Raw genomic sequence first — 26205 nt, 5'->3', positions numbered from 1 at the left:
CGCGGCGGCCAAACGCCGCCCGCGAAGCCGATTCATCGCGCCGCTTTTCCGGACGAGCCAAACTCGCGCATTTTGCCGATGACCGTCGCTTTGATGGCGTCGCGGCCCGGGCCGATGATTTTGCGCGGATCATAGACGTTCGGGTCTTTCGCGAGCAGTTCGCGGACGACTTTGGTAAACGCCATTTGGTTTTCGGTATTGACGTTGATTTTCGATGTGCCAAGGGAGATCGCGCGTTGAATTTGTTCGGTCGGAATGCCGGTGCCGCCGTGGAGCACAAGCGGAACGCCGGTTAAATCGCGGATTTGCTCCATTTCGGCAAATCCGAGCTTCGGCTCTCCTTTGTACGGGCCGTGCACAGAACCGAGCGCCGGGGCGAGACAGTCGACGCCTGTCCGTTTGACAAGCTCTTCGCACTCTTTCGGGTCGGCGTAAATGATCCCTTCTCCGACGACGTCGTCTTCCTGCCCGCCGACGATGCCGAGCTCCGCTTCGACCGAAACGCCGCGCGCATGAGCATATTCAACGACTTGCGAGGTGATGCGGACGTTTTCTTCAAATGGATGGTGGGAGGCGTCAATCATAACCGAGGTGAACCCGGCGTCAATCGCCGCTTTGCATTTTTCAAAGCTCGATCCATGGTCGAGATGGATGGCGACCGGAACGGTGATGTTCATGTCTTCCATTAACCCTTTGACCATATTGACGACCGTTTTGAATCCGCTCATATAGCGGGCCGCCCCTTCGGAGACGCCGAGAATGACCGGCGATTTTTCCTCTTCGGCCGCCGCTAAAATGGCTTGTGTCCATTCCAAGTTGTTAATGTTAAATTGACCGACCGCGTATTTGCCGCGCAGCGCCTCGTTGAGCATCTCTTTCATCGATACTAACGGCATGGTTCCATCCTCCTTAGCTGATCGTCGTCTTTGTCGCCCTGGCGGTGACTGGGTCCACAGGCGCAAAATCCATCTACGTTATAAGCATACCAACTTGCCGGCAAAACGGCAACATTTCCACCCTTTATTCTCCTAAAGACGACAGCGTCATCAATGTCCATCGATGCGCTTTCTTTGCCAAAGGAAAGCCGCTCGTCGATGGCGCTGTCTAGGCGGTAATGTATTTTTTGACGGCAACGCGCAAATCGTCAATATCAAACGGCTTGGCAAAATGCATCAGCGCCCCGAGCTCTTTCGTTTCTTGAATCATATCGAGCTCCCCGTAGGCGGTCATGATGATCACCTTAATATCCGGATCAATCTCTTTCAACCGTTTTAAAATTTCAATGCCGTCCATGCCAGGAATTTTCATATCAAGAAGCACAAGATCGGGGTGATGTTTGCGGGCGATTTCGAGCGCCTGCATGCCGTTGGCGGCCTGATACGTTACATACCCCTCCCGCTGAAACACTTCGTTGAGCAAAATGCGGATGCCATACTGGTCGTCGACAATCAAAATTTTGTTTCCCACAGTTATGCACCTCTATTCCCTGTTTTCTCCCTATTAATGTTTCGCATTTGGCAAACCCATTTCCTGCTTGCTTTTCTTGTTGTTTGCCGATTTTGTATAATAGCGGCGAAGGGAGGCCGAACCGTGAAAATTTTAACGACGCAAACGATCGGATTGTTGCAAAAAATCGCCGCGGATGAAGAGCTGGCGCTCGAAGACGGGGCGCGTCTGCTCGCTCAGGCCGCCATCGGTGATGGGCGCATTTGGCTGTATGGCATAGGTGAACTCGATGCGGTCGTCACCGCCGCGCTTCTTGGCCCCGATCCGCTGCCGAAAGCCAAACGGCTTGAGCCGACAGCAACCGATGACTGGCAGGAAACGGACCGAGCGCTTCTATTTGCCCGCTTTTCCGCCGATCCTGAGGCCATTCGCCTCGTCGAACAGCTGCAGGCGCACGGCGTTGATGCAGTGGCCGTCGCGGCGCTCGTCAAGGATGAACCCGGACTGGCCGATATGGCCACCGTCTTTATCGACAGCAAACTTTCCCGCCCGCTCGTGCCGACCGAAGACGGCCGCCGCATCGGCATGCCGACGATCATCACCGCTTCATTCATCTACTACGGACTGCGCGTTTTGCTCGATGAAATTTTGGCGGAATATGAATAACAGCCGCCATGAAAGCGAGCGCTCTCCGACCGGCCAAAGGCAAAGAGGTATAGAAACCGCCCAAAAAACGGCGCCTGATCAATGGGCATCGTGCTTGACAAGATGAAAAATATCCAAAAAAGAAAGGGGGCTGAACCCAAAAGGCCGTTCTACGGCTTTTTTGGGACAGCCCCTTTTTCGTCACTCTTTCAGCGACGCTCTGACAAACTCGCGGAACAGCGGCTGCGGCCGCGTCGGGCGCGAGGTGAATTCCGGATGGAATTGCGCGGCGACGAACCACGGATGATCCTTGAGTTCGATCACTTCAACCAACCGTCCGTCCGGACTCGTGCCGGAAAAGACGAAGCCGTGCTCTTCCATGATCGGCCGGTATTGGTTGTTGAATTCGTACCGATGGCGATGGCGCTCGTAAATGACTTCATCGCCGTAGGCGGCGTAGGCAAGCGTCCCTTCCTGCAGCTTGCACGGATACAAGCCGAGGCGGAGCGTGCCGCCTAAATCTTCGACATCCTTCTGCTCCGGAAGCAAGTCGATGATCGGATGCGGCGTGTTCGGGTCAAACTCGGACGAATGGGCGCCGGACAACCCGACAACATGGCGAGCAAATTCAATCGAGGCGAGCTGCATTCCTAAGCAAATGCCCAAAAACGGCACGCGCTGCTCGCGGGCGTAGCGGATCGCCTCAATCTTCCCTTCGACCCCGCGGTCGCCGAACCCGCCCGGAACCAAAATGCCGTCCGCATCTTTCAACAGGTCGGCTACATTGTCACGCGTCACATGCTCAGCATTGATCCACTGAATATCAATGTCGGTGTCAAACGCATACCCCGCATGACGGAGCGCCTCAACAACAGAAATATAGGCGTCCGGAAGCTCGACGTATTTGCCAACCAAAGCGATTTTCGTCGTTTTCGATAAGTTGCGCACTTTCTCGACGAGCGCCTTCCATTCGGTCATATCCGCTTCGCGGCAGTTGAGGCGCAAATGTTCGCACACGATTTGGTCCAGTTTTTGTTCTTGAAGCATAAGCGGGACCGCATACAGCGTGTCGGCATCGCGCGCCTCGATGACCGCTTTCGGATCGATGTCGCAAAAGAGGGCGATTTTCTCTTTCATTTCCTGCGGCATCGGCATTTCCGTGCGCACGACGATGACGTTTGGCTGAATGCCGAGGCTGCGCAATTCTTTCACGCTGTGCTGCGTCGGCTTCGTTTTCATTTCCCCAGCCGCCTTGATGTACGGTACGAGCGTGCAGTGGATGTACATGACGTTTTCGCGTCCAACATCGCTTTTGATTTGGCGGATCGCTTCTAAAAACGGAAGCGATTCAATATCGCCGACCGTGCCGCCGATCTCCGTAATGACGACATCGGCGTTCGTCTCTCTTCCGGCCCGGAAGACGCGCTCTTTAATTTCGTTGGTAATGTGCGGAATGACTTGCACCGTGCCGCCTAGGTAATCGCCGCGGCGCTCTTTGCGGATGACGGCGGAATAAATTTTTCCTGTCGTCACGTTGCTGTATTTGTTTAAATTAATATCGATGAACCGTTCATAATGCCCTAAATCCAAATCCGTCTCTGCACCGTCGTCCGTGACGAACACCTCGCCGTGCTGATACGGGCTCATCGTCCCTGGGTCGACGTTAATGTACGGGTCAAACTTTTGGATCGTCACGTTCAACCCGCGGTTTTTCAACAAACGTCCAAGCGAAGCCGCCGTAATCCCTTTCCCGAGTGAGGAAACAACGCCGCCCGTCACAAAAATGTATTTCGTCATTTTGTCTTCCCCCTTGCCGAAATTGCGGTAACAGTTTCAGTGTTTGCGAAAGGCGCAAATAAAAAACGCTCCGCTTACCGTACGTAAGGGAGCGATCGATTTGTTCGTTTTCAAGAGCCCAACACACATTGTACCGGGTTCCCCTGGCAAAGTCAAGCGGTTATTCGTCTTCGTCCGGCTCTTCGAGATCAAGCTCTTCATCAAGCGGCGCATCGTCCAGCTCAAACTCTTCATCGCCGAGAATGTCATCGTCAAACGCGACGTCTTCGTCCAGATCGAATTCTTCATCTTCCAAGAGCTCGTCTTCATCAAGCTCGAGCTCTTCCCCATCATATTCATCCAAATCGTCGTAATCGAGATCTTCATCTTCAAGCAACTCATCGTATTCATCGTATTCATCGTCAAGCGCTTTTTTCTTCTTCTTCGGCTTGACGATCGTCACCGTTTCGTCTTCTGTCTGGTCAAACGGATACCATGCGCGCAATCCCCAGACGTTTTCCCCAACGCAAATAAACCGGCCGTCGATGTTTAAATCGGTGTAATATTGGGCCAGCCGCGCCTCCATCTCTTCTTCCGATATGCCGGCCAGCGCTGCTGCTTCACGAACGAGTTGATCAAACGGCAGCGCCTCCCGCTTGTCAAGCAAAATGAGGTTCGCCAGCTCGACGAACGACATCTCCTGCAATTCCTCCGGCGAGTATTGTTGCTGCAGGCTCAAGTTCAGCACTCCCCTTCTATATTAATGAAACAAATGAATGCAAGTGGAATACATACCATTCATTATAAACAAATTGTCGGGGTTTATGCTACCCATTTGCCGAAAAAAGCAAAGGAGGGCAGCCCTGCGGCGAGGGCGGCCCTCCTTCCGATTCCGACATATCCGTTGTCACAATCACCTTTGTTCACACCGCTCCACTTTTTCCTTACGAAGCCCATTCGTCTTGATCTTTTGGCCCAATCCGCGTTCCGTTCGTTTCGCCTCCGGCGGGCCAGTACGCCAACAGCCGCTGCCCATCATTCTACCGATCTGCTAAAGTTCAACGGGCCGTTGTCCATTGTGATCAAGGGCGCCCATCGAAAGCAGAAAACAACGAAACTCCCTCGAATTACATATTCCGCCGGTATTGTCCGCCGACTTCGTACAAGGCGCGGGTGATTTGTCCAAGGCTGGCGACTTTCACCGTTTCCATCAATTCTTCGAAAATGTTGCCGCCGCTTGTCGCCACTTGCTTCAGCCGTTCGAGCGCCGGGCCGGCTTTGTCTTTGTTCCGCTCTTGGAATTCGCGCAAGTTGCGGATTTGCGTCTCTTTTTCTTCATACGTCGCCCGGGCGAGCTGGATGTTGTTCAGTTCGTCCTCTGACGGCGGATTCGGGTTCAAGAACGTGTTGACGCCGATGATCGGCAGTTCGCCGGTATGTTTTTTCGTTTCATAGTAAAGTGATTCGTCTTGAATTTTGCCGCGCTGGTATTGCATCTCCATCGCCCCGAGCACGCCGCCGCGGTCGTTGAGCCGTTCAAACTCTTGCAACACCGCTTCTTCAACCAAATCGGTCAGCTCTTCAATGATGAACGACCCTTGGAGCGGGTTTTCGTTTTTGGTCAGGCCAAACTCTTTCGTGATAATGAGTTGGATCGCCATCGCCCGACGGACCGACTCTTCGGTCGGTGTCGTGATCGCTTCGTCATAGGCATTCGTATGCAGCGAGTTGCAGTTGTCATAAATCGCCAGAAGCGCCTGCAGCGTCGTGCGGATGTCGTTGAAATCGATCTCCTGCGCGTGCAATGAACGGCCGGACGTTTGGATATGGTATTTCAGTTTCTGGCTCCGTTCGTTGGCGCCGTATTTTTCGCGCATGACGATCGCCCAAATGCGGCGGGCGACGCGGCCGATGACCGAATACTCCGGATCGAGGCCGTTGCTGAAGAAAAACGACAAGTTCGGCGCAAAATCGTCAATGTGCATGCCGCGGCTCAAGTAATACTCGACATACGTAAAGCCGTTCGCAAGCGTAAACGCCAGCTGCGTGATCGGGTTCGCCCCCGCCTCGGCGATATGGTAGCCGGAGATCGACACCGAGTAGTAGTTGCGGACGCGGTGCTTGATGAAATACTCTTGAATGTCGCCCATCATTTTTAAGGCGAAATCGGTCGAGAAAATGCACGTGTTTTGCCCTTGGTCTTCCTTCAAAATATCGGCTTGAACCGTGCCGCGCACCGTTTGCAGCGTCCATTCCTTCACTTGTTCGTACTCTTCCGGCGTGAGCGGGCGGCCAAGCTCGGCTTCCTTTTTCTCGACTTGCTGGTCAATCGCCGTATTCATAAACATCGCCAGCAAAATCGGAGCCGGACCGTTGATCGTCATCGACACGGATGTGAGCGGGTCGCACAAGTCAAACCCTTTGTACAGCTTTTTCATATCATCAAGTGTACAGACGCTGACACCGCTTTCCCCGACTTTGCCGAAAATGTCCGGCCGGTAGTCCGGGTCTTCGCCATAGAGCGTCACGGAGTCGAACGCGGTGCTGAGCCGCTTCGCCTTGTCTTCTTTGCACAAGTAATGGAAGCGGCGGTTCGTGCGCTCCGGCGTCCCTTCGCCGGCAAACTGCCGTTTCGGGTCTTCGCCTTGGCGCTTGAACGGGAAGACGCCGGCCGTATACGGGAACGAGCCAGGGACGTTTTCTTTATACACCCAGCGCAAAATCTCTCCGTAGTCTTTGAATTTCGGCAAGACGACTTTCGGAATGTCCAAACCGGACAACGTTTTCGTCGTCAGTTCGGTAACGATTTCTTTATCGCGCACTTTCGTGACAAATTGTTTTGCCGCATATTTCGCTTTCGTTTCTTCCCATGTCGCCAAAATGCGCTTCGATTCCGGCGTCAATTTCGCCTCATAATCCGCTTTGAGCGTCTCGAGCGCGCGGATCACGTCTTCCGCTTCGCCCCGTTCCTTCGCCGCTTCGATGGCCCCTTCGATTTGGAAGAGGCGTCGGGCCACCTCGACTTGCTGCTCGGCGCGGCGGTGGTACGAGCGGACCGTTTCCGCGATTTCACGCAAATAGTAGCGGCGCTCGTTCGGGATGATGACATTATGCTTTTCGACATTGGCGACCGTTTTTAAGCTTGTTTTCCAATTCGTTCCTGCTTTTTTATTGATCGTATCCACAAGCGCGACAAAGAGCGTATTCGTGCCTGGGTCGTTAAACTGGCTGGCGATCGTGCCGTACACCGGCATTTCCGAAACATCGCGGTCAAACAGCTGGTGGCTGCGCTGATATTGTTTTTGCACTTGCCGTTTTGCGTCTTCTGACCCTTTGCGCTCGAATTTATTAATGACAATCAAATCGGCATAATCGATCATGTCGATTTTCTCAAGCTGCGTCGGCGCGCCGAACTCGCTTGTCATGACGTACATCGACACGTCGCACACTTCGGTAATGGCGGCGTCGCCTTGGCCGATCCCGCTCGTTTCAATGATGACAAGATCAAATCCGGCCGCTTTGACAACCGAAATGGCGTCGCGAATTGCCGGCGACAGTTCCGTGCGGGAATGGCGCGTCGCCAAGCTTCTCATGTAAACGCGCGGCGAGTTGATCGAGTTCATCCGGATGCGGTCGCCCAACAGCGCCCCGCCCGTTTTTTGCTTCGTCGGGTCGACTGACAAGATCGCGATTTTGATATCAGGAATTTCGTTTAAAAAGCGGCGGACGAGCTCATCGGTGAGCGAGCTTTTCCCAGCTCCGCCTGTGCCGGTGATGCCGAGCACCGGCACGCGCTTCTCGAGCGCCTTCACTTGTTCAATGGCGGCTTCCGCCGCCGCGGCCGCCTCTCTGTTTTCCCCCTCGGCGCGATATTCGCACAGCGTGATGAGCCGGGCGATCGCCTGCACATCGCCGGACGGAAGCCGCTCCAGTTCATCGGTCACCGTCGTCACGGTCGGAAAATCGCACTCTTCAAGCATGACGTTGATCATCCCTTGCAAGCCGAGGCGTCGGCCGTCTTCCGGCGAGAAAATGCGGGCGATGCCATATTCGTGCAGCTCTTTGATTTCCCGCGGGATGATGACGCCGCCCCCGCCGCCGTAAATGCGGATATGGGACGCCCCCCGCTCTTGGAGCAGGTCGTACATATATTTAAAAAATTCCATATGCCCGCCTTGATACGAGGAGACGGCAATGCCTTGCACATCTTCCTGAATGGCGGCATTGACGATTTCCTCCACCGATCGGTTATGGCCTAAATGGATGACCTCGGCGCCGCTCGCCTGCAAAATGCGGCGCATAATGTTGATTGAGGCGTCATGGCCGTCAAACAAGCTCGATGCAGTCACAAAGCGGACGTGATGCTTCGGACGGTAAATGTGCGCCATCGTTTCTTCTCCCCCTTTTAGACTCGCTGTTTCTCCATAATCCCCTTTAATAAAAACTCGGTTTGCAGTTCGATATATTCATCGAGTGTATACATTTTCCGCAGCACCCAACGGCGGAACGCCCACATTTGCCCAAGAACGACGATGTTGTGGGCGAACAGGCGGATCTCGCTTTCAGAAAGCTGCAGCGCCCCGCTCTCAACGCATGCGCGCAAAATATGTTCGAAAATCGCCGCCATATCGAGTTCTTTATTCAACACATACGGCAGCGATTCTTTGCTTAGCGCTTTCACTTCTTGATACATGACGAGCACTTCATCATCGAGTTCATCAACAACGCGGAAATAGTGGGCAATGGCGCGCCTTAACCCTTCGATCGTGCCATGGTGGGCACCGAGGTCTTGTTCCGTCCGCTCCCGCACTTCGTCGTAAATGCGGTCGCACACGAGATAGAGGACGTCTTCTTTCTTGCGGATGTACTCGTACAACGTGCCGATGCTGAAGCCGGACGCTTTGGCGATCTCCCTTGTCGTCGTTTGGTGGAAACCTTTTTGTTTAAACAAGGAAATCGCGCCTTTGATCATCTCATTGCGCCGTTTTTTCACGAGCTTTTCGTCTTTGACCGATGCAATCACTTCCCGTTTTTTCATGTTCGTTGTCTCTCCCCCATTCCCATTTGACGGCGGGGCGCCGCCCCGCCCCATGCCTATCCGTGCGCCCTTCCCCAAAGCGCCAAGCCGCCGTTCAGATCCAAAACCATTGAAATGACGCACAATGTTTCAATCGCGCGCCAACACGAATGAGTGGACGCGCAGTGTTTAATTGTGTGTCAACACGAATGAGTGGACACGCAATGTTTAATTGCGTGTCAACATGCGCGAAATGACAAGGCGTTGGATTTCTTGCGTTCCTTCGTAAATTTGCGTAATCTTCGCGTCGCGCATAAACCGCTCGACCGGGTAGTCCTTCGTGTAGCCGTTGCCGCCGAAAATTTGCACCGCCTCGACCGTCACTTTCATCGCCGTGTCGCCGGCAAACAGTTTCGCCATGGCGGATGCTTTGCCGTACGGCAAGCCATTCGACTCCAACCATGCCGCTTGATAGGTCAAGAGCCGCGCCGCTTCAATGGCAGTCGCCATGTCAGCGAGCTTGAAAGCGACCCCTTGCTGCTCGATGATCGGTTTGCCGAACTGGACGCGCTGTTTCGCATAGTCCACCGCCGCATCCAGCGCGCCCTGGGCAATGCCGACCGCTTGGGCGGCGATGCCGTTGCGGCCGCCATCGAGCGTCATCATGGCGATTTTAAACCCTTCTCCTTCTTGACCGAGCAAGTTTTCTTTCGGAATGCGGCAGTCTTCAAAAATGAGCTCCGTCGTCGGCGACGAACGAATGCCGAGTTTCTTTTCCTTTTTGCCGAACGAAAAGCCCGGCGTTCCTTTTTCCACGATAAAGGCGCTGATCCCTTTATGCCGCTTTTCCGGATCGGTGACGGCAAATACGACGTAAATTTCCGCTTCGCCGCCGTTGGTGATCCATACTTTCGAGCCGTTTAAAATGTAGTGGTCCCCGTCTTTTACCGCACGCGTTTTCATCGAGGCGACATCCGACCCCGCCCCCGGCTCGGACAGAGCGTATGCCCCCAGTTTTTCCCCAGTCGCTAAGGCGCGCAAATACTTTTGCTTTTGTTCTTCGTTGCCGAACTTGTAAATCGGCCAGCTGGCGAGCGATATATGCGCGGAAAGCGTCACCCCGGTCGAGGCGCAGACACGCGACAGCTCCTCAACGGCAATGACATAGGCCAAATAATCGCTGCCAATGCCGCCGTATTCTTCCGGCCACGGAATGCCTGTTAAACCGAGTTCAGCCATTTTGTTGAAAATGCCGCGGTCAAACCGCTCTTCTTCGTCGCGCTCAGCGGCAGTCGGCGCTACCTCATTTTCGGCAAATTCGCGCACCATTTTTCGCAGCATTTCATGTTCTTCGCTCAATCGAAAGTTCATCGTTTCATTCCCCCGTTTTCCTATATATCCGAAATCCTCGTCCCCCGTGCCAGCGTGATCACCGTTTTCCAAAAACAGACAACGAATCGTTGTGCCGCGACGTTGCCATCCAGTTCGCCGCCCATTCCGGGTTTTCCAAAGACAGACAACGAATCGTTGTTGGGAAAAGAGAATAGGATCGCTCCGGCTGCACAACAAAACGCAGCAAATGACAGAGCCCCGTGTTTATGCCTCCATCCCTGAAAGCGGCGTTGTTCAGCCTTCCGAAGACCCGACGGTTTGCGGCTCATTCCACCATTTCATTCGGTTGCCAATCATGAGCTGACTGAACACAAGCTTTTCTGCCTCTTCCCTCGAACAAGAACGCCGACGGGCAAATGCCATTTGCCCGCAAAACGTTCATTGTTCGAGGAGGGCATGCTGTCGCATGCCCAGTCGGCAAGCGAACGGCTTGCCGACTACGGCAGAAAAGCTAGGAACAGAGCCTTCTCATCTGGTTCGGATTGGTTCATCAGCATGCCTGGCACAAATGTTTGCTGATGACGATGCGCTGAATTTCGCTCGTTCCTTCGTAAATTTGCGTAATTTTCGCGTCACGGAACAGCCGCTCGACCGGGTAGTCTTTCGTGTAGCCGTTGCCGCCGAAAATTTGCACCGCCTCGATGGCATTGTCCATCGCTGTTTGTGAAGCGAAGAGCTTCGCCATCGACGCCTCTTTTCCGCACGGCAGCCCTTGCGCGCGCAGCCAAGCGGCGCGATAGACGAGCCATTTCGCCGCTTCCGCCGCCGTCGCCATATCGGCAAGCTTGAAAGCGACGCCTTGCTGCTCGATGATCGGTTTGCCAAACTGCACCCGCTCTTTCGCGTAGGCGACGGCATGTTCGACTGCCGCCTCCGCGATGCCGAGCGCTTGGGCGGCGATGCCGATCCGACCGACGTCAAGGTTGGCCATCGCGATTTTAAATCCTTCCCCTTCCTGACCGAGCAAGTTTTCCGCCGGCACTTCGGCGTCTTCAAACGTAATGGTCACCGTCCGCGACCCGTGCAGCCCCATCTTCTTCTCATCTTTGCCAATCGACATCCCTGGCGTCCCTTTTTCCACAATGAACGCGGAAATGCCGCGGCTTCCGGCTTCTTCCGGATTCGTGCGGGCGAAGACGATGTACGTATCTGCCTCCCCGCCGTTGGTGATGAATATTTTTGAGCCGTTTAGCACATAACGATCTCCACGGCGCACCGCTTTCGTCTTCAAGCTTTTCGCATCCGAGCCGGCGCTCGGTTCAGTAAGGCAAAACGCCCCCAAGTACTCACCTCGGGCGAGCTTTGTCACGTATTTTTGTTTCTGCTCTTCGGTGCCGAAATACAAGATCGGATTCGTGCCGACCGACGTGTGCACGGATAAGATGACACCGACGGTCGGGCTCACTTTCGAAATTTCATGAATGGCGATGATGTACGACACAAAGTCCATACCCGCGCCGCCATATTGCTCCGGGACAGTGATGCCCATTAGGCCGAGTTCGGCCATTTTCGCTAAAATCGGGCGCGGAAACTCCCCTTGTTCCATGCGCTCGACAAATGGGGCGATCTCCGCCGCGGCGAACTCGCGCACCATTTGCCGCATCATTTCCTGCTCTTCGGTGAAGCGAAATTCCATGAAATGGCCTCCTTCCGATGTCGCTGACACAATGGTGTTTTCAGGCACTCCTCCGCTCCATGGGGTAGCCAGCAGGCAGCTGAACGATTCTATAGATTTGCCTTATAGGCTGTAAAACAGCGTTCCCGCATGCACCTAACGTGCGGCGTTACGGTCGGCAGACAGCATAGCGGGCGCCGCCCCACGCACATTGCGGCACGCTTCGGCGTTGTCCTGGAGCGACGCCAAGCGGTTTATTCATACGTGTAAAATCCGCGGCCCGTCTTGCGGCCGAGCCAGCCGGCTTTCACATATTTGCGCAAGAGCGGGCATGGGCGGTATTTGTCATCGCCGAACCCCTCATGAAGCGTTTCCATAATGTATAAGCACGTATCGAGCCCGATAAAATCAGCGAGCGTCAGCGGACCCATCGGATGGTTCATGCCGAGCTTCATCACTTCATCGATGGCTTCTTTGGTCGCCACCCCTTCGTATAAGGCGTAAATCGCTTCGTTGATCATCGGCATGAGGACGCGGTTCGAAATAAAGCCCGGAAAGTCGTTCACTTCGACCGGCACTTTGCCGAGCTTGCGGGCAACGGCTTCGATCGTTTCATACACGTCATCAGCCGTCGCCAATCCGCGGATAATTTCGACGAGCTTCATCACCGGCACCGGGTTCATAAAGTGCATGCCGATCACTTTCTCTGGCCGTTTCGTCGCGGCGGCAATTTCCGTAATCGGCAGCGACGACGTGTTCGACGCTAAAATCGTCTCCGGGCGGGCGAGCGCATCGAGCTCGGCGAACAGCTTTGTTTTCACGTCCATGTTTTCGACGACCGCTTCAATGACAAGATCCGCTTCAGCGGCGGCATGCAAGTCGGTCGAGCGGGCAAGCCGCGCGAGCGCTGCGTCTTTGTCCACCGCTGTCATTTTCCCTTTTTCCACTTGGCGGGCGAGCCCTTTTTCGATGTTGGCGATTCCTTTGTCCAACTGCGCTTCGCTAATGTCGTACAAAAACACTTGATAGCCGGCGACGGCGCACACTTGAGCGATTCCTGACCCCATCTGTCCGGCGCCGACGACCATGATTGTTTTCACATCCATCTTCTGTTCCCCCTATCGTCCGCTTTGCGTTTCCTGTTCCGCGCTCAAACTCATATGCCTCACTGCCGCCAGCAGCCAACGGCAACCGGTCTTTGCATCGTCATCACAACAACCCCTGCTGTCAACCGTTGATACCGCGGCTGTTGCGGCAATGAGCAACGTGCCGCACGTTGCGGCAGAGACAGCGGCGGCATGCCGCACCATATGGCGCGATGCCTCATGACGCAACGCTTGGGGCAGACGGTCACACGCCGCATCCTATGCCTTGGCGCAACACTGGAAGGCGACGGCGGCATGCCGCTTGCCCGCCGCGCCCCGCTCGTTATACCTCGACCAAGATGGCGTCGCCTTGGCCGCCGCCGCTGCAGATGGCGGCGATGCCGAGGCCGCCGCCGCGGCGTTTCAGCTCATAAATGAGCGTGAGGATGATGCGTGCGCCGCTCGCGCCGATCGGGTGGCCGAGGGCGACAGCGCCGCCGTTGACGTTCACTTTTTCCGGGTCAAGGCCGGCGATTTGGATCGCAGCAAGAGCAACAGCGGCAAACGCTTCGTTTATTTCGAACAAGGCAATGTCGTCGACCGTTTTTCCCGTTTTGCGGAGCAGCTCGTTGATGACAAGTCCCGGCGTTTTTGGGAAATCTTTCGCCTCAACGGCGATGGCGGTGTGGGCGACAACAGTCGCGAGCGGCTCAAGCCCCTCGCGGGCGGCGCGCTCCTCGCTCATCAAGACGAGCGCCGCGGCGCCGTCGTTGACGCCCGGGGCGTTGCCGGCAGTGATCGTTCCTTCCGGGTCAAACACCGGCGGCAGTTTCGCCAACGCTTCAAGCGACGTGTCTTTGCGCGGCGCCTCGTCGTGTTCGACGACAAGCGGCTCTCCTTTGCGCTGCGGAATCGTCACCGGAACGATCTCTTCCGCGAGCCGACCGGCTTCGATGGCGGCAATGGCTCGCATATGGCTGCGGTACGCCCACTCATCCTGCGCCTCGCGTGTAATGCCAAGTTCACGCGCTGTATTCCCGCCATAAACGCCCATATGGACGCCGGTAAAACTGCATGTCAAGCCATCATACACCATTAAATCCTTCACCGTGCTGTCGCCCATTCGCAACCCCCAGCGCGCTTTCGGCAGCACGTACGGGGCGTTGCTCATCGATTCCATCCCGCCCGCGACAACGACATCGGCGTCGCCTAAGCGGATGAGCTGATCCGCGAGCGTCACGGCGCGCATGCCCGATGCGCATACTTTATTGACCGTCTCGGTGCGAACATGCCACGGAATGCCGGCATGGCGCATCGCCTGCCGTGATGGGAGCTGTCCTTGTCCGCCTTGCAAGACGGTGCCTAAAATGACATGATCGACTTGTTCCACGCTCACATCCGCGCGGGCAAGCGCTTCTTTCACGGCAATGCCGCCGAGTTCTGACGCTGACAGCGCTTGCAAAGAACCGCCGAGTTTTCCGAACGGGGTGCGCGCCCCGCTGACAATCACTGTTTTTCCCATATTCCTCTCCCCTTTTCATCGGATAAGAAAGCGATTACAAAACACAGACTGAACGCTCGCTCGGTCGTGGTGCGAAAGAGAAGGTGTACGATCATACACCTTCTCTTTCATTATACTTATTATTTTAAAAAATAGAAATTGTCTTCGCAACTATTTTTACGACGCCGCTTCTTCTTTTTCTTCACCAAATACTGATTTTGCCAAAATCTCGGCGACATCGTACGTAAAGACGCGGTCTTCCACTTCCTTGGCCTTCGTGCCGTCTGACAACATGGTCAGACAGTACGGACAGCCGGAGCTGATGACCGTCGGATTGACAGCGAGCGCTTGCTCAGTGCGGGCGACGTTGATCCGGTTGCCGGTCGTCTCCTCCATCCACATGAGGCCGCCGCCGGCGCCGCAACACATGGCGCGTTCGCGGTTGCGCTCCATTTCGACAAGCTCGACGCCCGGGATAGCGCGCAAAATTTTCCGCGGCGCGTCATAGACGTCATTGTAGCGTCCTAAATAGCACGAGTCATGGAACGTAATGCGTTCATTCACTGGATGTTTCGGCACGAGCCGCCCTTCTTCGATGAGCTTGGCGAGCAGCTCGGTATGATGATACACTTCGGCCTCGAACCCAAAATCCGGGTATTCATTTTTGAACGTATTGTAAGCGTGCGGGTCGATCGTCACGATTTTCTTGACGCCCGCTTTTTCAAATTCCGCGATGTTGTTCGTCGCTAATTCTTGGAACAAAAACTCATTTCCTAACCGGCGCGGCGTATCGCCCGAGTTTTTCTCCTTGTTGCCTAAAATCGCAAACTTGACGCCCGCTTCGTTCAGCAGTTTGGCAAACGCAAGGGCGATTTTTTGGCTCCGGCTGTCATACGACCCCATCGAGCCGACCCAGAACAAGTACTCGATTTCCTCTCCCGCTTTCGCTGCCTCTTTGACGGTCGGCACATGCACATCATCGCGCAGCTCGCGCCAGTTCTCCCGCTCTTTTCGGTTCAAGCCCCACGGATTGCCTTGGCGTTCGATGTTCGTCATCGCCCGCTGCGCGTCCGGGTTCATCCGTCCTTCCGTCAGGACAAGATAGCGGCGCAAGTCGATGATTTTATCGACATGCTCATTCATGACCGGGCATTGGTCCTCACAGTTGCGGCACGTCGTACAGGCCCAAATCTCTTCTTCGGTGATGACATCGCCGATTAAGCTTGGCATTTCGATCGTCGCCGCCTGCTCCGACGCCGCGGCGAACGCGAGCTGATTGCCCCTTGTATGTTTGAAAGCGAACGCGGGCACCCACGGCGTGCGTGACGTGACGACCGCCCCTTTCTCCGTCAAATGGTCGCGCAATTTTAAAATCAAATCCATTGGCGACAACATTTTCCCCGTGCCGGTCGCCGGACACATGCTTGTGCAGCGGCCGCATTCGACACAGGCATACAAGTCGATCAATTGCTTTTGCGTGAAATCCTCAATTTTGCCGACGCCAAACGATTCTTGGCTTTCGTCTTCAAAATGGATCGGCGCAAGCTTCGGCCGCGTCAGCCGGCTGAAAAAGACGTTGATCGGCGCAGCGATCAAATGGGCGTGCTTTGATTGCGGCACGTACACGAGGAACGTGAGCAAAATCAACAGATGCACCCACCAGGCGATAAAGAAGAGCACCGCAGCCCCCGTTTCGCCGACCCAGGAAAACGCGGCAGCAATAAGCGAGGCGACCGGCTCGCTCCATGTCGCTTCTTCGCCGTGCCAAATGATGCTCATCCCGTTGCCGAACAACACCGACAGCATGAGCCCGGCGATGAAGATGAGGACAAGCCCAGCTTTCAAGTCGCGCTTTAAACGGACGAGCTTTTCAATGTAACGGCGGTAAAAGGCGGCGAGCACCGCGATCAAAATAAGCAAGGTGACGATTTCTTGGAAAAACGTAAATCCCGCATACAGCGGCCCAAGCGGCAAATGCGCCCCCGGCGCAAGCCCTTTGATGATGAAATCAATCGCGCCAAATTGGACGAGAATAAAGCCATAGAAAAAGACGACGTGGATCAGTCCGCTTTTTTTGTCCTTGAGCAGCTTTTTCTGGCCGAACACGTTGACCCAGATGTTTCGCAGCCGCTCTTTTACTTTGTGGTCAAACTCGAATTTTTTGCCGAGTTTGATGTACATCGCCCGCGTTTTTACGACATATGCAAACAAGTAAATTGCGTAAGCGGTTACAAGCAAAAACGCGAGCCAGTTCACCACCAACAAGGCATTCATCTTCTCTCCCCTTCCCCCGTTTTTCGAGCGAATGTGTTGCCATAACAAAAGAAATTTTCAGAATTCGCTTTATGTCTATTGTACAAATGAATGAGCATTCAGTCAATAGCCTTTTTTTCATCCCAGCCGCGAAAACTTTCCCTTTGCAACGGAGCGGTCGCGGGGGAATCATCGATTTGTTCAGCCCTCTATAGACTCCCATGACGAAAAAAATTCATCAATATGGAAATTTTATTCATTTGGAGTTTGGGTATGTTCACGGTAGATGCAATTTGAAACGTTTTGCGCGTTCTCGGGCACATTAATAAATACCGAATCGACATAGGAGGAGAAGATATGGTCGTCATTTCCGTCATTGCCATCGTATTGCTGCTCGTTTATCTTGATGACAAGCTTGGACAGTTCATCTTCCGCAATGGGCGCAAAAAAGTCGTCTACCCGGAGCGGAGAAGCGATATTTCCCTCTATATCAACGGCAGGCATTTATTTTCTGATTACTTCGCTGAACTAGGCCGCGCCCGCGATCATATTCACGTCTTGTTTTACATTATAAAAAATGACGAAACGAGCGCGCCATTTTTCCAGATTTTAAAGGAAAAAGCAGCTGCCGGCGTGAAAGTGCGAGTGTTGACCGATTGGATCGGCAGCTTTGGACTGCCGAAAGCGCTCATCCGTTCGCTCGAGGAAAGCGGGGTGGAGTTCGCCTATGCCCGAAAGCCGCGCTTTCCGTTTTTCATTTACCGCCTCAACCGCCGCAACCATCGGAAAATTACGGTCATCGACGGTCGGGTCGGCTACATCGGCGGCTTTAACATCGGCCGTGAATACAACGGAAAAGACGCCAACTTCGGCGAATGGCGCGATTACCACTTAAAAGTGAACGGCGAAGGGGTTCACGACTTGCAAGAACAGTTTTTGCACGACTGGGAAGAAGCAACGGGCCGGACGGTGCCTGACAAACATCGCTACTTCCCGCCGCTTTCGGCCGGCGCCATTCGCCATCAGCTCGTCGCCACCAACGGCGCTGCCCTTGAAGAACAGTTTATCGAGGTCATCCGCCAGGCGAAAAAAGAAATTATGATCGGCAGCCCATACTTCATCCCAAGCCGGCCGCTGTTTAACGAGCTCATGCAAGCGCTTCGGCGCGGGGTGCGTGTGACCGTCCTTGTGCCGCTGAAGGCGGACCATTTATTTGTCAAAGAGGCTGCCTATCCGTACTTTTATCGACTCTTGAAAGCCGGCGCGCGCATTTACCGCTTTTACCAAGGATTTTACCATGCAAAAACGCTCGTCATCGATGAGGAGTGGTGCGACGTCGGCACAGCAAATTTCGATCGGCGCAGCTTGTTTTTAAACAGCGAAATCAACTGCTATGTGTTTGACCGCGCGTTTACCCGCCTCGTCAAACGGGCGATCGAGCGCGATTTGTTGCGCGCCGAGCCGCTGACGGTCGACTTTTGGCAAAAACGTTCGCTTCTTGACCGCGGCAAACAGTCGATTTCCCAGCTCATCTCCGCCTGGCTTTGACCGGTCTGAAGTTCCATTTCCCTCCCAAGCAACAGAAGAAGCAAAAAAACCCGGCCGGCGCTTCCGGCGGCTTGATGCTGCCAAAATTGCGCCAACCGGGTTTTGTTCCCCGTTTGATCATGCAAGTGCTTACTTCCAAAACACCGTGAACCATTGAAACAACCGCATGCCGAGATACACCCCGACGATGCCGGCGATGCCGGCCAACGCCGGGGGAGCGGGAATCGGCAACCGAAGCAAGGTGAACAAAAAGCCGACAACGATGCCGGTGATGAGCGATAGTACAACTTCTTTCATTTGTTGATCCTCCACCACTGTTTTTCTTTAGAATGCCCAAACAAAAGAGGGAGCAGTCGCTCCCCCTCGTTCGTTTACATTTGTTCCGGCGCTGAAACGCCAATGAGCGCTAACGCATTTTGCAGCGTAATTTGCACCGCCTTGACAAGCGCGAGGCGGGCTTTTGTTTTTTCGATGTTGTCCAGATCAAGCACTTTTTCCGCGTTATAAAAGCTATGGAGCGCGGAAGCCAAATCGAATGCATAGGCGGTGACGCGATGCGGCATCCGCTTGAGCGCCGCCTCGGCGACGACATCGGGGAAATCGCCGAGCACTTTGAGCAGCTCGATTTCCTTTTCCGTTTCCACAAGATGGTGAAGCGCTAAGTCGCCGTCATAGGAAATGTGTTGTTCCTCCGCTTGGCGAAGAATGCTCGAAACGCGGGCGTGCGCGTATTGGACGTAGTAAACCGGGTTTTCATTCGACTGCGACACGGCCAAGTCCATGTCAAAATCCAAATGCGTATCGCCCGAGCGCATCGCAAAGAAATAGCGGACGGCATCGACGCCGACTTCTTCCATGAGCTCGCGCATCGTCACCGCCTTGCCGGTGCGCTTGCTCATTTTGACGCGCTCACCGTTTTGGTATAGGTTCACCATTTGAATGATTTCCACTTCAAGCGCCTCCGGATCATAACCGAGCGCAGCGATCGCCGCCTTCATGCGCGGAATGTAGCCGTGGTGGTCCGCCCCCCAAATGTTGATGAGCTTTTTGAACCCGCGCCGCAGCTTGTCTTGATGGTAGGCGATGTCCGGAAGCAAGTACGTATATGTGCCGTCCTGCTTAATTAAGACGCGGTCTTTGTCGTCCCCAAACGCCGTCGAACGGAACCATGTCGCCCCGTCCTGCTCGTAAATATAGCCGCGCTCGCGCAAAGTGGAAAGCGCTTCGTCGATTTTTCCGCTTTCATAGAGCGATGTTTCCGAATACCAGACGTCAAACGGCACACGGAAGTCGGCCAAGTCTTTTTTGATTTTTTCAAGCTCATAGCGGAGCCCATAGTCGCGGAAAAAGGCAAGCCTTTCTTCTTCCTCCATTTCGACAAACCGGTCGCCGTACTCTTCGGCAAGCTTTTTGCCGATTTCGACGATATCGTCGCCGTAATAGCCGTCCTCCGGCAACGGCATATCGACACCGAGCGCCTGAAAATAACGGGCTTCGACCGATTTCGCTAAATTGTAAATTTGCTTGCCGGCGTCATTAATATAGTATTCACGCGTCACGTCAAACCCGGCTTTCGCCAAAATGTTGCAAAGCGAATCGCCGACCGCCGCGCCGCGGGCATGACCTAAATGCAGGTCTCCGGTTGGATTGGCCGAGACGAACTCGACTTGCACTTTTTCCCCGTTGCCGACGTTCGATTCGCCATACGCTTGTCCCGCCTGCAAAATCGCCGGCACGACCGCCGTCAAATAGCGGTTGTCCATGTAAAAGTTAATAAACCCCGGCCCGGCGATCTCGATGCGGGCGACCGACATGCGTTCGCGGTCAAGCTGCCCGACGATGGCTTCGGCGATCGCCCGCGGCGGTTTTTTCGCGATGCGGGCGAGCTGCATGGCGATGTTCGTCGAGTAGTCGCCATGCGCCTTGTCGCGCGGCACCTCAAGCAGCACATCCGGCAGCTCGTCGGCCGAAGCCAGCCCTGCTCTTACCGCCGCCTGGCGGATTTCTTCTTTCATCTTTTCCTTGATTTGTCCGACAATGTTCACCGCTTATACCCCCTTAAATGTCAACGTCAACGTATGGCGCCCGCTTCGCTCATCGCCTAGCATCAGTTCATAGGAAAGAAAAAGCCGCCCCTTTTTCCGCTGCTCATCATAGTGAAACTCCATGGAGCTCGTTTTGGCCGCCAGCGCCCATCGTCCAAACGCTGTCCCATAATGGCCCGGCGTTTCTTGCCGGCGGCGGAACGTTTGCCGCATCTCGACCGCTCCGGAGCGAAGGATGGTCACCTCGTCAGGCGCGATTTTCACAATGTTGTTCACCCGCCCGAGTTCGTTTTCTTCGGCAAACTGCAAATAAACGGTTTCCCCTTTTATGTAATACGTGCCATCCGCCTCAAGCACAACCGTCTCTTGGCGCGGACCGTCGCGAATGACAGCCACTTGGCGGAGGCGCGCCGGGATGCCGTTTGTTTCCTTCATATCGATGAACACACCTTTGCGAACAAACAGTCATAATTTATAGTATAATGAACTGTTTCGCTCCATTCAAGAGGGGACAAACCCGATGGCAGATTTCCGCTCCAGTGGGCAAAAAAAGGGGCTGACCCAAAAGGTTGTTTTTCCTTAAACAAAACACAACATATCGTTTCTTAATGATTGTTTTATACCTACATACGGTAATAAGAAAAGGTGTCCCGATCCTTTTGGGACACCCTCTTTGTTCCATCGGTATTTTATGATGACGCCCGAACATTTTTTAACACGTTAATAGCAAAAAGAATGACACCTATCACGACGAGCACCCCGCCAATCGCTGTCACCGGCACGAACGCTTCGTTGCCGTAAACGACGAAAATGAGACCGATCATCATGACCGGCAGGCCGATATTGTGCAGCCAGAAATGCACTTTCGCCCATTTCGTCGCCGCCGCTTGTGGAAATAAATGATAGATGATGCCAGCAAGCGTCAAGGCCGTCCAGCCAAGCAAGTTGATATGGACATGGACCGGGGTCAGCGCAAACGAATGGGTCATCGACATGCCAAGCCCCATACAGACGCCAATGACAAAGTACACAACGGAAATTTTGATCAGCTTCACGCCCATCTTCATTCCCCCTCTCCTTTTTCTGTAAATACATTACATATTATTACGCTCCGTACGCTCATATTCCTGCATCTTTTGTCCCACCAAAGAAAAAAGCGCCCTCGCAAACTTGCGATTTAGGCGCTTTTTCTCATTTTTCACTTCGCCACCCAGCCAAGCAGCATTTCTCTCACAAGCTTGCTCGCCGTATTGGCCGTTTGTTCGGAATGGTCGTAAATCGGTGCGACTTCCACCAAATCGGCGCCAACGACTCGCACGTCGGAGCGGGCGATCTCGTGAATGGCCGAAAGCAGCTCTTTTGACGTAATGCCGCCGGCATCGACCGTCCCAGTGCCTGGGGCATGAGCGGGATCAAGCACATCGATGTCAATCGTCACATACACCGGACGGCCAGCGAGCTTCGGCAACACGGAGCGGAGCGGTTCAAGCACCTCAAACTTGGCGATGTACATGCCGTTTTCTTTCGCCCATTCGAACTCTTCCTTCATGCCGGAGCGGATGCCGAACGAAAAGACATTCGTCGGGCCGATCAGGTCAGCGACCTTGCGGATCGGCGTCGCATGCGACAGCGGCTCGCCTTCGTAATGTTCGCGCAAGTCCGTGTGCGCATCCATATGAATGACGGCCAAATCCGGGTAGTATTCATACACCGCTTTCATGACCGGCCAGGAGACAAGATGCTCGCCGCCAAGGCCGAGCGGAAATTTGCCGGCGTCAAGCACCTTTTTCACGAACTGTTCAATCAGCTCCAAACTGCGGGCCGCATTGCCAAATGGCAGCGGAATGTCCCCAGCGTCAAAGTAGCGGATGTCTTTGAGTTCGCGGTCCAAATATGGGCTGTACTCCTCAAGCCCGATCGACACTTCGCGGATGCGGGCCGGGCCAAACCGTGAGCCAGGCCGGTAGCTGACCGTCCAGTCCATCGGCATCCCGTAAATGACGGCTTCGCTTTCTTCAAAATTCGGATGGCTGCCGATAAACACGTTGCCCGAATAGGCTTCATCAAATCGCATTGCCTGCGCCCCCTTACTTCGTTAAATCCGCGACAAATTTCGGCAAGACAAAACACGCTTTATGCAGCTCTTTCGTGTAATATTTCGTCTCAATGTCATGGAATCGGTCGTCGCTCACAGCGAGCGGGTCGTATTTTTTCGAGCCGAGCGTAAACGTCCAGAGCCCGCTCGGATACGTCGGAATGTTCGCCGTATACAAACGGGTGATCGGGAAAATTTCTTTCACATCGCGGTATACGTTGCGAATCAAATCGGCCTTAAACCACGGATTGTCCGTTTGGGCGACGAAAATGCCGTCTTCCTTCAACGCGTTGGCGATGCCGGCGTAAAACCCTTTTGTGAACAAGTTGACCGCTGGGCCGACCGGTTCGGTTGAGTCAACCATAATGACGTCATACTCGTTTTCGCTTTTGGCGATATGCATAAACCCGTCATCGACTTTCACTTCGACGCGCGGATCATCGAGTTTGCCGGCAATCTCCGGCAAGTAGGTTTTCGAGCACTCGATCACTTTGCCGTCAATTTCGACAAGCGTCGCTTTTTTGACGCTTGGGTGCTTCAGCACTTCACGAATGACGCCGCCGTCGCCGCCGCCGACGACAAGCACGTTTTCCGGATTGGGGTGGGTGAACAGCGGCACATGGGCGACCATTTCATGATAGACGAACTCGTCTTTTTGTGTTGTCATGACCATGCCGTCTAGAATGAGCATGTTGCCAAACTCCGCCGTTTCGACCATATCGAGCTTTTGGAACGGCGTCTGTTCTGTATGTAAAGTGCGGATGATGCGTGCGGTGATGCCAAAATGCTCCGTTTGCTTTTCGGTAAACCAAAGTTCCATCGGTAACATCCTTTCTCCGAGCGTTGCTTACTATACAAGTTTTCCTTAGCCAACGAAAAACTAAACATGAAAAAGTATAGAGCAATCTAGCAAAAATGCAAGAGGAACAAGTTTAAAATAAAAAATTTTTTTTCATACTGGTAAGAAAAAGCGGAAAACCTCGCTGGCGAAGCCTTGACAAAAGCAAGGCGGCGCATTCAGCCGGGCGTCCGCCCGCATGTCTAAAACAACGCCAAAACCGTTGAGGTGATGCGCAATGGAACCGATCCCGGGCAGCCGTTTTCGCGGCACGTGGAAATATGTGCGCGCCGCCGTCTTTATCGGCTTTTTTCTCGTCATCTTTGCCTTCGCCGCTCTCGGGAGCTTTGTGTTGTTCGCGAAAATCGAAGGCGCCCCGCCGGTCGCCGTGCCGCAGACGACGATTTTTTATGCCGCTGACGGCAGCAAAATCGGGGAAAGCGACCATGGTCAAAAACGCTATTGGGTTCGGCTCAAAGACATGTCCCCGCACATCATCGAAGCGACGATCGCCGTTGAAGACCGGAAGTTTTACGAACATCACGGGTTTGATTTGAAGCGAATCGCCGCCGCCATCATTGCGAATGTCGAGGCGATGGCAAAAGTCGAAGGGGCGAGCACGATCACCCAGCAGTATGCGCGCAACTTGTTTTTGACGCATGAAAAAACGTGGTCGCGAAAAATCCAGGAAGCGTTGTACACCATCCGGCTTGAAGCCAACTACAGCAAAGATCAAATTTTGGAAGGCTATTTGAATACGATTTACTACGGCCATGGCGCCTACGGGATTGAGGCGGCAGCCCGCTACTATTTCGGCAAGCACGCGAGCGAGCTGACGCTCAGCGAGGCAGCCATGCTCGCCGGCATTCCGAAAGGGCCGTATTACTACTCGCCGTTTGTCAATGAACAGCGGGCGAAAGCGCGGCAAAAAATCGTGCTCACCTCCATGGTGGAAGCCGGCTACATCAGCCGCCAAGAAGCGGAGCAGGCGTACCGCGACAAACTCGTCTACGCCCGGCACCACAAACAAGAGCAGCCGATCGCTCCGTATTTTCAAGATGTCGTCAAACAGCAGTTGCGCACGAAACTCGGCCTGGATGAGCGGACGATCGAGCTTGGGGGGCTGCGCGTCTATACGACGCTGGATCCGCGTCTGCAACGGATTGCCGAAGAGCAAATCCGTCGCATCATCGACCCGCACTCCGCCATTCAAGCGGCGCTTGTGTCGATGGATCCACGCACCGGGGAAGTAAAGGCGCTCGTCGGCGGACGCAACTACGAAGAGAGCCCATTCAACCGGGCCGTGCAGGCGGAACGCCAGCCAGGGTCGACATTTAAGCCGTTTTTGTATTACGCGGCGATCGAGCAAGGATTCACCCCATCGACCCAACTGCGCAGCGAGCTGACGACATTTACGTTTAACGGCGGCCGATCGTCGTACACCCCCCATAATTACAATGACTACTATGCCAACGGCCCGATCACGCTCGCCGAGGCGCTCGCCGTATCCGACAACGTCTTTGCGGTGAAAACGCTCCAGTTCATCGGCGCCGACAAACTCGTCGACACAGCGAAAGCGCTCGGCATCACAAGCAGATTGAAAGCAGTGCCGTCGTTGGCGCTCGGCACCTCGCCCGTGAAAGTGATCGACATGGTGGCCGCGTACAGCACGCTGGCCAACTACGGCAAACAAACCGAACCGGTGTTTATTCAAAAAGTCGTGGATGCAAACGGAAACGTGCTATATGAACATAAGCCGGAGAGCCGGCAAGTGCTCGACCGCGACGCGGCGTTTGTGACGACCCATTTAATGACCGGGATGTTCGACCCGAAGTTAAACGGCTATACAACCGTCACCGGGCAGTCAATCATCGATGACATCACGCGTCCGTACGCCGGCAAGTCGGGAACGACGAAAACGGACAGTTGGATGATCGGGTTCGCCCCGCAACTAGTCGCCGGCGTCTGGACCGGCTACGATCGCGGAGAAACGATGGATCGTCCTGCGGAAAGGCAATATGCCAAACAAATATGGGTTCACTTTATGGAACAAAGCCTCGCTGGCGAACCGAAAAAATCGTTCAAACCGACCAAAGGCGTCATCGGCGTCTACATCGACCCGCAAAACGGCAAGCTGGCCACCGACTCCTGTCCGGTGAAACGAAAAACGTACTATCTCATCGGTACAGAACCGACCGACTATTGCACCGACCATTTGGAAAAGAAAAAGAAGAAAAAAGAAGACAATCAAAGCTGGTTCGAGAAATGGTTCCCATGGTTTTAAACAAGAAAATCCCCTGCGTGCATACGCAGGGGATTTTCTTGTCCTAGTTTTCCTGTGTTATACATGTAGATTTAGTTTATCCTTTTTTTCAAACAAGAACAAGCCCTTGCCCATATCTTTTCACAAAACCGTCACATTTCCACTTCCAAATCTTGTTTCAGCTTGTCGCTCGAACGGTTCCACATCCCGATGTCATGCCCTTTCAAAAAGTCGGCGAGCACCCGTTTTGATTTCGCGTCCATATGATCGACAATAATGTGCCGCTTTAGCGATTTATCAAGCCGATTCACATGTTCCGGCAATAACTTATAGCCGCGGCGCGCCTCACGGTCGATCGTCATTTCGCACGCCGTCACCCCGGCGTAATACGGGCCGTCCTCGCGTCGTTCAATCGTCACCCAGACGATCCAATACGGCTTGCCGTTTGGCACGGCGGAACGGTCGGGCAAAAACTTGATGCCGCGCTCGACGGCGCTGCGCGCATGCATCGCCCCCATATCGACGAACGCTTCGCCCGCTTCGACGTCAATGATGACCGGCGAAACGTTTTCTAAGCTCAACGCCCCGGCGCCAAAGCCGCGGTGCCCGTCGGTCGGATCGTCTTTGATGATATTAAAGCCGATGTTTTTTTTCTTTTTTTGCTCCATTCCGCTTGTTCCTCCTTC

The 26205-nt window shown here is 54.2% G+C and carries 22 protein-coding genes; 3 read left to right on the top strand and 19 right to left on the bottom strand.

What is annotated here, in order from left to right:
- Positions 1 to 32 precede the first annotated feature (32 nt).
- Together ACVX3G_RS03365 and ACVX3G_RS03360 are read right to left on the bottom strand one after the other, a co-directional pair.
- Positions 33 to 896 (bottom strand): class II fructose-bisphosphate aldolase, encoded by an 864-nt coding sequence (locus tag ACVX3G_RS03365; RefSeq protein ID WP_011232853.1) that lies wholly within the window; start codon positions 894 to 896, stop codon positions 33 to 35.
- Positions 897 to 1104: 208 nt separating this feature from the next.
- Complete coding sequence (locus ACVX3G_RS03360; protein ID WP_013146624.1) at positions 1105 to 1467, bottom strand: response regulator; 363 nt, start codon at positions 1465 to 1467, stop codon at positions 1105 to 1107.
- Positions 1468 to 1590: 123 nt separating this feature from the next.
- Between ACVX3G_RS03360 and ACVX3G_RS03355 the strand changes: the two genes are divergently transcribed.
- Complete coding sequence (locus ACVX3G_RS03355) at positions 1591 to 2112, top strand: DUF2529 domain-containing protein (protein ID WP_011232855.1); 522 nt, start codon at positions 1591 to 1593, stop codon at positions 2110 to 2112.
- A 180-nt stretch (positions 2113 to 2292) separates the two neighbouring features.
- On the opposite strand, the gene ACVX3G_RS03350 is transcribed toward ACVX3G_RS03355, so the two are convergent.
- From ACVX3G_RS03350 to ACVX3G_RS03305, 10 genes are all read right to left on the bottom strand, one after another.
- Positions 2293 to 3888: a CTP synthase gene (locus ACVX3G_RS03350; protein WP_011232856.1), complete on the bottom strand. Its 1596-nt coding sequence runs from the start codon at positions 3886 to 3888 to the stop codon at positions 2293 to 2295.
- Between the two features lie 160 nt (positions 3889 to 4048).
- Positions 4049 to 4606 carry a DNA-directed RNA polymerase subunit delta gene (gene rpoE / locus ACVX3G_RS03345; protein WP_011232857.1) on the bottom strand — a complete coding sequence of 186 codons (558 nt, stop codon included), beginning with the start codon at positions 4604 to 4606 and terminating at the stop codon, positions 4049 to 4051.
- Between the two features lie 388 nt (positions 4607 to 4994).
- Entirely contained in the window at positions 4995 to 8255 is a 3261-nt protein-coding gene (gene icmF / locus ACVX3G_RS03340; protein WP_014196968.1) for a fused isobutyryl-CoA mutase/GTPase IcmF, read from the bottom strand.
- Between the two features lie 17 nt (positions 8256 to 8272).
- Positions 8273 to 8905 (bottom strand): TetR/AcrR family transcriptional regulator, encoded by a 633-nt coding sequence (locus ACVX3G_RS03335; RefSeq protein WP_011232859.1) that lies wholly within the window; start codon positions 8903 to 8905, stop codon positions 8273 to 8275.
- Positions 8906 to 9112: 207 nt separating this feature from the next.
- Entirely contained in the window at positions 9113 to 10255 is a 1143-nt protein-coding gene (locus ACVX3G_RS03330) for an acyl-CoA dehydrogenase (RefSeq protein WP_011232860.1), read from the bottom strand.
- A 511-nt stretch (positions 10256 to 10766) separates the two neighbouring features.
- Positions 10767 to 11912 (bottom strand): acyl-CoA dehydrogenase, encoded by a 1146-nt coding sequence (locus ACVX3G_RS03325; RefSeq protein WP_014196972.1) that lies wholly within the window; start codon positions 11910 to 11912, stop codon positions 10767 to 10769.
- Positions 11913 to 12145: 233 nt separating this feature from the next.
- On the bottom strand, positions 12146 to 12997 hold the full coding sequence (locus ACVX3G_RS03320) for a 3-hydroxybutyryl-CoA dehydrogenase (RefSeq protein ID WP_011232862.1): 852 nt from the start codon (positions 12995 to 12997) through the stop codon (positions 12146 to 12148).
- Between the two features lie 12 nt (positions 12998 to 13009).
- The gene (locus ACVX3G_RS03315) at positions 13010 to 13201 is read right to left on the bottom strand and encodes a hypothetical protein (protein WP_011232863.1); all 192 of its coding nucleotides are present in this window, start codon (positions 13199 to 13201) and stop codon (positions 13010 to 13012) included.
- A 118-nt stretch (positions 13202 to 13319) separates the two neighbouring features.
- Positions 13320 to 14498 carry an acetyl-CoA C-acetyltransferase gene (locus tag ACVX3G_RS03310; protein WP_011232864.1) on the bottom strand — a complete coding sequence of 393 codons (1179 nt, stop codon included), beginning with the start codon at positions 14496 to 14498 and terminating at the stop codon, positions 13320 to 13322.
- Positions 14499 to 14654: 156 nt separating this feature from the next.
- On the bottom strand, positions 14655 to 16751 hold the full coding sequence (locus ACVX3G_RS03305; RefSeq protein WP_014196973.1) for a heterodisulfide reductase-related iron-sulfur binding cluster: 2097 nt from the start codon (positions 16749 to 16751) through the stop codon (positions 14655 to 14657).
- A 336-nt stretch (positions 16752 to 17087) separates the two neighbouring features.
- On the opposite strand from ACVX3G_RS03305, the gene cls reads away from it, so the two are divergent.
- The gene (cls, locus tag ACVX3G_RS03300; RefSeq protein ID WP_011232866.1) at positions 17088 to 18278 is read left to right on the top strand and encodes a cardiolipin synthase; all 1191 of its coding nucleotides are present in this window, start codon (positions 17088 to 17090) and stop codon (positions 18276 to 18278) included.
- Between the two features lie 129 nt (positions 18279 to 18407).
- Here cls and ACVX3G_RS03295 read toward each other — a convergent pair whose 3' ends face one another.
- From ACVX3G_RS03295 to speE, 6 genes are all read right to left on the bottom strand, one after another.
- On the bottom strand, positions 18408 to 18575 hold the full coding sequence (locus ACVX3G_RS03295) for a XapX domain-containing protein (protein WP_013146634.1): 168 nt from the start codon (positions 18573 to 18575) through the stop codon (positions 18408 to 18410).
- Between the two features lie 74 nt (positions 18576 to 18649).
- The gene (gene argS, locus ACVX3G_RS03290) at positions 18650 to 20323 is read right to left on the bottom strand and encodes an arginine--tRNA ligase (protein ID WP_011232868.1); all 1674 of its coding nucleotides are present in this window, start codon (positions 20321 to 20323) and stop codon (positions 18650 to 18652) included.
- A gap of 3 nt (positions 20324 to 20326) precedes the next feature.
- Positions 20327 to 20758, bottom strand: a complete 432-nt coding sequence (locus ACVX3G_RS03285; RefSeq protein ID WP_014196975.1) for a YwiB family protein — start codon at positions 20756 to 20758, stop codon at positions 20327 to 20329.
- A 254-nt stretch (positions 20759 to 21012) separates the two neighbouring features.
- On the bottom strand, positions 21013 to 21390 hold the full coding sequence (locus ACVX3G_RS03280; RefSeq protein ID WP_011232870.1) for a hypothetical protein: 378 nt from the start codon (positions 21388 to 21390) through the stop codon (positions 21013 to 21015).
- Between the two features lie 131 nt (positions 21391 to 21521).
- On the bottom strand, positions 21522 to 22397 hold the full coding sequence (gene speB / locus ACVX3G_RS03275; RefSeq protein WP_014196976.1) for an agmatinase: 876 nt from the start codon (positions 22395 to 22397) through the stop codon (positions 21522 to 21524).
- A 13-nt stretch (positions 22398 to 22410) separates the two neighbouring features.
- Positions 22411 to 23238 (bottom strand): polyamine aminopropyltransferase, encoded by an 828-nt coding sequence (speE, locus tag ACVX3G_RS03270; RefSeq protein ID WP_014196977.1) that lies wholly within the window; start codon positions 23236 to 23238, stop codon positions 22411 to 22413.
- Positions 23239 to 23494: 256 nt separating this feature from the next.
- Here speE and ACVX3G_RS03265 point away from each other — a divergent pair, with 256 nt between their 5' ends.
- Positions 23495 to 25540: a transglycosylase domain-containing protein gene (locus ACVX3G_RS03265; protein WP_014196978.1), complete on the top strand. Its 2046-nt coding sequence runs from the start codon at positions 23495 to 23497 to the stop codon at positions 25538 to 25540.
- A gap of 131 nt (positions 25541 to 25671) precedes the next feature.
- On the opposite strand, the gene ACVX3G_RS03260 is transcribed toward ACVX3G_RS03265, so the two are convergent.
- A complete protein-coding gene (locus ACVX3G_RS03260; RefSeq protein ID WP_014196979.1) occupies positions 25672 to 26187 on the bottom strand; it encodes a YwhD family protein in 516 nt (171 codons plus the stop codon).
- Positions 26188 to 26205 lie beyond the last annotated feature (18 nt).

The sequence above is a fragment of the Geobacillus sp. PLS 41 genome (genome assembly GCF_056494105.1).
Note: the sequence above shows the minus strand (reverse complement) of the source record. Positions and strands in the feature narration are given on the sequence as shown.

What these genes read in the sequence shown, in the direction of transcription:
- ACVX3G_RS03310 (WP_011232864.1), bottom strand. Translation starts at nt 14,498, where the DNA reads ATGGGAAAAACAGTGATTGTCAGCGGGGCGCGCACCCCGTTCGGAAAA.
- cls (WP_011232866.1), top strand. Translation starts at nt 17,088, where the DNA reads ATGGTCGTCATTTCCGTCATTGCCATCGTATTGCTGCTCGTTTATCTT.
- ACVX3G_RS03325 (WP_014196972.1), bottom strand. Translation starts at nt 11,912, where the DNA reads ATGGAATTTCGCTTCACCGAAGAGCAGGAAATGATGCGGCAAATGGTG.
- ACVX3G_RS03295 (WP_013146634.1), bottom strand. Translation starts at nt 18,575, where the DNA reads ATGAAAGAAGTTGTACTATCGCTCATCACCGGCATCGTTGTCGGCTTT.
- ACVX3G_RS03335 (WP_011232859.1), bottom strand. Translation starts at nt 8,905, where the DNA reads ATGAAAAAACGGGAAGTGATTGCATCGGTCAAAGACGAAAAGCTCGTG.
- speE (WP_014196977.1), bottom strand. Translation starts at nt 23,238, where the DNA reads ATGGAACTTTGGTTTACCGAAAAGCAAACGGAGCATTTTGGCATCACC.
- ACVX3G_RS03320 (WP_011232862.1), bottom strand. Translation starts at nt 12,997, where the DNA reads ATGGATGTGAAAACAATCATGGTCGTCGGCGCCGGACAGATGGGGTCA.
- ACVX3G_RS03285 (WP_014196975.1), bottom strand. Translation starts at nt 20,758, where the DNA reads ATGAAGGAAACAAACGGCATCCCGGCGCGCCTCCGCCAAGTGGCTGTC.
- icmF (WP_014196968.1), bottom strand. Translation starts at nt 8,255, where the DNA reads ATGGCGCACATTTACCGTCCGAAGCATCACGTCCGCTTTGTGACTGCA.
- ACVX3G_RS03350 (WP_011232856.1), bottom strand. Translation starts at nt 3,888, where the DNA reads ATGACGAAATACATTTTTGTGACGGGCGGCGTTGTTTCCTCACTCGGG.
- ACVX3G_RS03260 (WP_014196979.1), bottom strand. Translation starts at nt 26,187, where the DNA reads ATGGAGCAAAAAAAGAAAAAAAACATCGGCTTTAATATCATCAAAGAC.
- ACVX3G_RS03330 (WP_011232860.1), bottom strand. Translation starts at nt 10,255, where the DNA reads ATGAACTTTCGATTGAGCGAAGAACATGAAATGCTGCGAAAAATGGTG.
- speB (WP_014196976.1), bottom strand. Translation starts at nt 22,397, where the DNA reads ATGCGATTTGATGAAGCCTATTCGGGCAACGTGTTTATCGGCAGCCAT.
- ACVX3G_RS03265 (WP_014196978.1), top strand. Translation starts at nt 23,495, where the DNA reads ATGGAACCGATCCCGGGCAGCCGTTTTCGCGGCACGTGGAAATATGTG.
- ACVX3G_RS03305 (WP_014196973.1), bottom strand. Translation starts at nt 16,751, where the DNA reads ATGAATGCCTTGTTGGTGGTGAACTGGCTCGCGTTTTTGCTTGTAACC.
- ACVX3G_RS03365 (WP_011232853.1), bottom strand. Translation starts at nt 896, where the DNA reads ATGCCGTTAGTATCGATGAAAGAGATGCTCAACGAGGCGCTGCGCGGC.
- ACVX3G_RS03280 (WP_011232870.1), bottom strand. Translation starts at nt 21,390, where the DNA reads ATGAAGATGGGCGTGAAGCTGATCAAAATTTCCGTTGTGTACTTTGTC.
- ACVX3G_RS03315 (WP_011232863.1), bottom strand. Translation starts at nt 13,201, where the DNA reads ATGGTGCGGCATGCCGCCGCTGTCTCTGCCGCAACGTGCGGCACGTTG.